Below are 7,055 nucleotides of genomic sequence, written 5' to 3' on the forward strand. Positions count from 1 at the left end.
TGGCGCACAAGCTGCTTCTCAGCCCATGAACCGTCAGAAAAGTTGCACTGAAGGGGACTTGTAGTCGTACGGGATCTCTCCTTAGGATCACGAACCGCGTTCGCACTCTTACCCGTCGCACGGACGCTCCCATTCCACACTCCCATCCCGAGGGAAGCGCCAGCATGCGCAAGTACGCCACCGCCCTGTTCATCGCCGCGTCCCTCGCACTCACCGCCTGCTCGGGTGACGGCGAGCCCAAGGCAAGCGACAGCCCTCCGCCCACCAAGGAGGACATCGCCTACCACGACTGCCTCAAGGCCAACGGGGTGAAGATCACGCACACCGACTACGGTGCACCCCGCGTGAAGAAGGACGATCCGGCGTCCATAGAGAAGCTCCCCGCCGCCCAGGAAGCGTGCAAGGACAAGGTCCCGCCGCCGCCCTCTCCCGAGCCGGCCGACCCGAAGAGGCTGGCCGCCGCCCAAGCGGAGTCCAAGTGCCTGCGCGAGAACGGCGTCTCCTGGTACCCGGATCCCGATCCGGTAACCGGGCAGATCGGCGACCGCGCCGTGACCACGGAGCAGATGACCGAGCTCAAGACGCAGCACCTGGACGCCGTCAAAAAGTGCATGCCCGACCGGGGCTCCGGCAAGGGTGTCCTCGGCGGATGAGTGAACTGCAGGATGTCGTCGTGGACGTGACCGGAGCCGAGCAGGACCGCGCCGCCGAGGAGAAGGCCGAACCGGAGGCCGGCGGGCTCGCCCGCGGCCGGCGGGTCGTGCTCGGGGTCGTCGGCGGGGCCGCGCTGATGGCCCTCGGCGGCTTGCTGGCCACCACCCTGGTGAAGTCCCCCGCGCAGGTCGCCGCCGAGACCGGGCCGCCCGCGCAGGGAGTACTGACCGCGGAGGTCGAGCGGCGGGTGCTCGCGCAGAAGGTGGTGATGCGCGGGACCGTCGTCGCCGACCAGAGCGTCGAGGTGGCCCCGCAGCCCCGCTCCGGTGAGGGCACCGGCGCGCCCGTGGTGACGAAGCTGCCGCTCAAGGCCGGGGACCCGGTCGCGGCCGGGCAGCTGCTGGCCGAGGTGTCCGGGCGGCCCGTGTTCACCCTCAGGGGGACCCTGCCGGTCTACCGGGACCTCAAGCCGGGCGCCACCGGTGACGACGTGGCCCAGCTGCAGCAAGCGCTGCGCGAGCTCGGACACAGCACGGGCGGCGACCCGAAGGGCGTGTTCGGCGCCGGTACGAAGACCGCGCTCGCCGCGCGCTACAAGGCCGTCGGCTACGACCCGCTGCCCGCGGTCGCGGACGGCGGGGAGGCGCTCAAGGCCGCGCGGGAGGCCGTACGGTCGGCGCAGTGGGCCGTCGAGGACGCGACCGCCGCCGCCGGCTCGGGCGGTTCCGGTGGTTCGGGTGGCGGCTCCGGCGGGCCGGCTCCCTCGACCGCGCCCGAGAACCCCGGCACCACGCCGGACCCCGGGGGCAAGACGACGCCCCCCGGCCCCACCTCCGCACCCGGGAAGTCCTCCGGCGCGACGGGCGGCTCGACGGGCGACTCCGGCCGGTCCCTCGCGCGCGCCCGGCAGGCGCTCGCCGAGGCCCGGGTCAAGCTGACGGCCGCCGAAGCCGCCGACGGGCCGATGCTCCCCGCCTCCGAGACCGTGTTCCTCGGGTCCTTCCCCGCCCGGGTCAGCGCCGTCACCGGCCGGATCGGCGGCCCCGTCTCCGGGTCGGTCCTCACGCTCTCCGCGGGGGAGCTCGTCGTCGAGGCGTACCTCAAGGAGGACAAGAAGCAGCTGCTGCGCCCGGGCATGACCGTGGTGGTCTCCTCCGAGGTCGCCGGCACCGACGCCCGCGGCAAGGTGGCACTGGTCGCCACCGAGCGGTCCACCGGCCAGCAGAACGGCCAGACGACCGGACAGCAGAACGGGCAGGGCGGACAGGGCGGGCAGGGCGACGGCGCCCAGGCCAAGGGAGGCGGCGGCGGAGCCGATCTCGGCTACCGGATGGTGGTCCGCGCCGACCAGCCGCTGCCCGCCGGCTTCGCCGGGCAGGACGTCCGGCTGACCATCGAGTCCGCCGCCACCGACGGCGAGGCCCTCGTGGTCCCGGTCACCGCGGTGTCCGCGAGCCCCGACGGCCAGACCCTCGTCACCGCCGTGTCCGCCGACGGCACCCAGCGGCGCATCCCCGTCCGGACCGGCACCAGCGGCGACGGCTACGTGGCCGTGACCCCCGTCCGGGACGGCGAGCTCGCGGCCGGCGCCCGCGTCGTCATCGGCATCGCCCCCCAGCAGCCGGGCAAGGCGCCGAAGGGACCGACCAAGTCCGGCGCCGCCGGCCCGGCGACCAGCACCAGCCCACAGACCGGCACCACCCTCGCCATCGCCACGCAGGCCGCCCCTGACACAGGCACGAGTACCGGCACGCGGACCGACACGGGCACCGGCACGTGGACCCGCACGAACACGGGCACGGGGACCGGAACCGGCACGGGCACGGGCACGGGGACCGGCACCGGCACGGGCACCGGCGCGGAAACCGGCACCGGCACATGGACCTGCACCGACACGGGAGCAGGCACCGGCACCGGCACCCGCACGGAAACCGCCCCCGCCCCCGCCCCGGGGGCCGCCGCGTGAGGTTCCCCCGCCCGCGCCGCCCCGTGAGGCAGCCGGTGCCGGAGCCGGGCGCCGCCCCCGTCATCGAGTTCCGCGGGGTCGGCCTCACCTACCCCGGCCCGCCGCCCGTCGAGGCCCTGCACCCCTGCGAGCTCGTCGTGGAGCGCGGCGAGTTCATCACCGTCGTCGGGCCCTCCGGCTCCGGGAAGTCCACCTTCCTCAACGTCGCCGGGCTGCTCGACTCCCCCACCAGCGGCCACTACCTCCTCGACGGCATCGACACCGCCGCCCTCCCCGACCGCGAGCGCACCGCCCTGCGCGGCCGCCGGATCGGGTTCGTGTTCCAGTCCTTCCACCTCCTGCCCCACCGGTCCGCCCTGGAGAACGTCACCCTCGCCATGCTCTACACCGGAACACCGCGCGCGCAGCGCCTCGTACGGGCCCGCGAGGCGCTCGACCAGGTCGGCCTCGGGCACCGCGCCGGAGCCGTGCCCGGGCGGCTGTCCGGTGGCGAACGCCAGCGCGTGGCCATCGCCCGCGCCCTCGTCGGACGGCCCTCGCTCCTGCTGTGCGACGAGCCCACCGGCAACCTCGACTCCGCCAACGCGGCCTCCGTACTGGGGCTGCTGGACGAACTGCACACCTCCGGGATGACCGTCCTCGTCATCACCCACGACCCCGAAGTGGCCCGGCGCGGCGCCCGGACCGTCACCATCCACGACGGGCGGCTGCGCACGTGAGCAAAGTCCAGCGCGCCGTCCAGCCGACCCGGCTGTCCGTACGCGACGCGCTCTCCGAGGCCGTCGCCGGCATGCTGCGCCGCCCCGGCCGGGCCGTGCTCACCGCCCTCGGCACCGTCCTCGGCGTCGGCAGCTTCGTGGCCGTGCTCGGCCTCACCGCCACCATCTCCTCCCAGATCGACGGCCGGTTCAACGTCCTGACCGCCACCGAAGTGACCGTCGAGGACGTGGCCTCCCAGCAGGACCAGTTCGCCGGACCCGGCTTCCCCGCCGACGCCGAGCAGCGGCTGCGCGCCGTCGCCGGAATCGAGCACGCCGGAGTGCTGTGGACGGTACGGCTGGACTCGCGGACCACCCTCGGCTCCCTCCCCTCCAGCGGCGGCGGGTCCGCCGGCGGGACGTCCACCAGCGGCGCGTCCGTCGTCGCCGCCTCCCCCGGAGCCGTCGCCGCCCTCGTGCCCACCCTCCAGGAGGGCCGCCTCTACGACGAGTTCTCCGAGCAGAGCAGACAGCGCGTGGTCGTCATCGGCGCCGGACTCGCGGGCCGCCTGGGCATCACCACCCTCGCCACCCGGCCCGCGCTCTACATCGGGCAGGAGCCCTTCACCGTCGCGGGGATCATCTCCGACGTGGAGCGCAAGCCGGAGAACCTGCTGTCCGTGCTCGTGCCCCGCGCCACCGCCGAGGAACTGTGGGGGCAGCCCTCCCCCGGCAGCGCGAGCATGCTGATCGCCACCGAACTCGGCGCCGCCCGCCAGGTCGCCGACCTCGCCCCGCTCGCCCTGCGCCCCGACCACCCCGAGTACCTCAAGGCCGTACCGCCGCCCGACCCGCGGATGCTGCGCTCCGGCGTCACCTCCGACCTGAGCGCGCTCTTCCTGCTCCTCGCCGGGATCTGCCTGGTCATCGGCGCGGTGGGGATCGCCAACACCACCCTCGTCGCCGTGCTGGAGCGGACCGGCGAGATCGGACTGCGCCGCGCGCTCGGCGCCCGGGGGCGGCACGTGTCGGCCCAGTTCCTCACCGAGTCGGCGGCGCTGGGCGCGCTCGGCGGGCTCGTCGGGACCTCGCTCGGCGAACTGACCGTGGTCGCCGTCTCCCTCGCCCGCGACTGGACCCCCGTGATCCACCCGGCCACCGTCGCCGCGGCCCCCGCCGTCGGGCTGGTCACCGGACTGCTGGCCGGCCTCTATCCCGCCTGGCGGGCGGCCCGTATCGAACCGGCCGAGGCCCTGCGAAGATAGGCCACGGCGCGATCCGACTGTTCGACCCCTAAGGCGGTGGCCCCGTGAACCCGAAGCCGTACGAGGACCACGGGCCCGGCGACCCCACCGCCCTGCCGGCCGCGCTGGGCCTCGGCATGCTGGCCGTGGGCGGCTGGCTGCTGACCACCGCCCGCCCCTGGCAGAAGCCCGGCCACCCCCTCACCCTCGGACTCGGCTGGACCGCCTCCGGGGCACTGCTGGTGTGCGGCCTGGCCCTGCTGGCCCGCGCCGTGCGCACGGTGCACGGCGACGGCGCGGACACGGGCACGGAGCACTAGGCCCTCGGGGCCACCTTCGAGAGACCGTTGATGATGCGGTCCATCGCGTCGCCGCCCGTCGGGTCCGTGAGGTTGGCCAGCATCTTCAGCGTGAACCTCATCAGCACCGGGTGCGTCAGGCCGCGCTGCGTGGCCACCTTCATCACCTTCGGGTTGCCGATCAGCTTCACGAAGGCGCGGCCCAGCGTGTAGTAGCCGCCGTAGGTCTCCTTGAGCACCTTCGGGTAGTTGTGCAGCGCCAGCTCGCGCTGCGCCGGGGTGGACCGGGCGTGGGCCTGCACGATGACGTCGGCCGCGATCTGGCCCGACTCCATCGCGTACGCGATGCCTTCGCCGTTGAACGGGTTGACCAGCCCGCCCGCGTCACCGACCAGCAGCAGGCCCTTGGTGTAGTGCGGCTGCCGGTTGAAGGCCATCGGCAGGGCCGCGCCGCGGATCGGCTGGGTCATGTTCTCGGGGGTGTAGCCCCAGTCCTCCGGCATGGACGCGCACCAGGCCTTGAGGACCTCGCGCCAGTCCAGCTCCTTGAAGGCGGAGGAAGAGTTGAGGATGCCGAGGCCGACGTTCGACGTACCGTCGCCCATGCCGAAGATCCAGCCGTAGCCGGGCAGCAGCCGGTCCTGCGCGCCGCGCCGGTCCCACAGCTCCAGCCAGGACTCCAGGTAGTCGTCGTCGTGGCGGGGCGAGGTGAAGTACGTACGGACGGCCACACCCATCGGCCGGTCCTCGCGCCGGTGCAGGCCCATCGCGAGGGAGAGGCGCGAGGAGTTGCCGTCGGCCGCGACGACCAGCGGGGCGTGGAAGGTGACCGGGGTCTTCTCCTCCCCCAGCTTCGCCTGAACGCCGGTGATGTGCCCGGTCCGCGGGTCGCGGACCGGCTCGCCCACGTTGCAGCGCTCGTACAGGCGGGCGCCCGCCTTCTGCGCCTGGCGGGCCAGGGTCTCGTCGAAGTCGTCGCGCTTGCGGACGAGCCCGTAGTCCGGGAAGGAGGCGAGCTCCGGCCAGTCCAGCTGGAGCCGCTGCCCGCCGCCGATGATGCGCAGGCCCTTGTTGCGGAGCCAGCCCGCCTCTTCGGAGATGTCGATGCCCATCGCCACCAGCTGCTTGGTGGCGCGCGGGGTCAGCCCGTCGCCGCAGACCTTCTCCCGGGGGAAGGCCGTCTTCTCCAGCAGCAGGACGTCCAGTCCGGCCTTGGCGAGGTAGTAGGCGGTGGTCGAGCCGGCGGGCCCGGCCCCGACGACGATCACGTCCGCGGAGTGTTCGGAGAGGGGCTCGGTCACAGCGGGGTCTCCCGAAGGCTCGTTACTCGATAAAGGGTGCCCAACGGCACCGGACATGTGCAGTCTATGCAGCGAGAGAGATCGCGATCCGAAGGGCTGCCCCGATGAACACCTCGCCGACCCGGCCGCTCCCCGCCATACAGCTGCGCGTACCCACCGACGAGGACGCCTTCGCCTGGCACCGGACCTTCCACGACCCCGACGTCATGGAGTTCCTCGGCGGCCCCGCGGAGCTGTCCTTCTACGAGGAGATCACCGCGCGCCAGCGCATGCACGACGCACAGCTCGGCTACTGCCTGTGGACCGTGCTGGACGACGCGGGCCAGGTGCTCGGCTTCACGGGCGCGCAGCCGTGGCCGGAGGAGAAGGCGTGGGGGCCGGTCGGCGAGATCGAGATCGGCTGGCGCCTCGGCCGCTCCGCGTGGGGCAAGGGCTACGCGTACGCCGCCGCCCTGGCCACCCTGGAACGCGTACGGGAGGCGGGGGTCCCCCACGTGGTGGCGATGATCGACGACGAGAACCTCCGCTCCAGCGCGGTGGCCGAACGCCTGGGCATGACCCTGGCCGACCGCTTCCCCCTGCCGGGCGGCACGAGGTACGGCAGGCGGTACGAGCTGACGCTCGGGCGGGGGTGAGGGCGGGGCGGGGGCGGGGCCGGGTCCGGGGGTACGGGTTCACGCGCGTGCGGGACCTTTCCCCCTCGGGGCGTGGTGGCAGGGCGGTGTTTGCCCGCCCGCCCCCGGCTGTGGGGCGGGGGCTGCGCGGTTGGCGGGGTCCAGGCTGGGCGGAATCAGAGATGTCCTGGGGGGTTTCCCGTCAGTCCCATAGTCCTTCCGTGTCGGGCCGGCCTGTAAAGGGCGCTCCTCCTTCGTCGTCGCGTCGCTTCGCGATCG

General features: G+C 73.6%; 7 protein-coding genes. 6 read left to right on the forward strand and 1 reads right to left on the reverse strand.

The genetic code is table 11. The annotated features are described in order from the left end of the window. Nucleotides 1–164 precede the first annotated feature (164 nt). Genes AB0O21_RS31010 through AB0O21_RS31030 form a run of 5 tightly spaced genes read left to right on the forward strand, consistent with a single transcriptional unit; the run spans nt 165 to nt 4,882 of the window. A complete protein-coding gene (locus AB0O21_RS31010; RefSeq protein WP_365176236.1) occupies nt 165–653 on the forward strand; it encodes a hypothetical protein in 489 nt (162 codons plus the stop codon). Beyond that, entirely contained in the window at nt 650–2,620 is a 1,971-nt protein-coding gene (locus AB0O21_RS31015) for a peptidoglycan-binding protein (protein WP_365176238.1), read from the forward strand. The genes AB0O21_RS31010 and AB0O21_RS31015 overlap by 4 nt, the downstream gene beginning before the upstream one ends. Continuing rightward, on the forward strand, nt 2,617–3,339 hold the full coding sequence (locus tag AB0O21_RS31020) for an ABC transporter ATP-binding protein (protein WP_365176240.1): 723 nt from the start codon (nt 2,617–2,619) through the stop codon (nt 3,337–3,339). The genes AB0O21_RS31015 and AB0O21_RS31020 overlap by 4 nt, the downstream gene beginning before the upstream one ends. Continuing rightward, nucleotides 3,336–4,583 carry an ABC transporter permease gene (locus AB0O21_RS31025; protein WP_365176242.1) on the forward strand — a complete coding sequence of 416 codons (1,248 nt, stop codon included), beginning with the start codon at nt 3,336–3,338 and terminating at the stop codon, nt 4,581–4,583. The genes AB0O21_RS31020 and AB0O21_RS31025 overlap by 4 nt, the downstream gene beginning before the upstream one ends. 44 nt (nt 4,584–4,627) lie before the next feature. After that, nucleotides 4,628–4,882, forward strand: a complete 255-nt coding sequence (locus tag AB0O21_RS31030) for a hypothetical protein (RefSeq protein WP_365176244.1) — start codon at nt 4,628–4,630, stop codon at nt 4,880–4,882. Here the strand turns inward: AB0O21_RS31030 and AB0O21_RS31035 are convergent. Then, nucleotides 4,879–6,162 carry a geranylgeranyl reductase family protein gene (locus AB0O21_RS31035; protein WP_365176246.1) on the reverse strand — a complete coding sequence of 428 codons (1,284 nt, stop codon included), beginning with the start codon at nt 6,160–6,162 and terminating at the stop codon, nt 4,879–4,881. The genes AB0O21_RS31030 and AB0O21_RS31035 overlap by 4 nt on opposite strands. Before the next feature lie 104 nt (nt 6,163–6,266). Here AB0O21_RS31035 and AB0O21_RS31040 point away from each other — a divergent pair, with 104 nt between their 5' ends. Continuing rightward, complete coding sequence (locus tag AB0O21_RS31040; protein ID WP_365176248.1) at nt 6,267–6,797, forward strand: GNAT family N-acetyltransferase; 531 nt, start codon at nt 6,267–6,269, stop codon at nt 6,795–6,797. The last annotated feature ends 258 nt before the right edge of the window (nt 6,798–7,055 follow it).

The sequence above is a fragment of the Streptomyces sp. NPDC091371 genome (assembly GCF_040684275.1).
Lineage (GTDB): Bacteria > Actinomycetota > Actinomycetes > Streptomycetales > Streptomycetaceae > Streptomyces.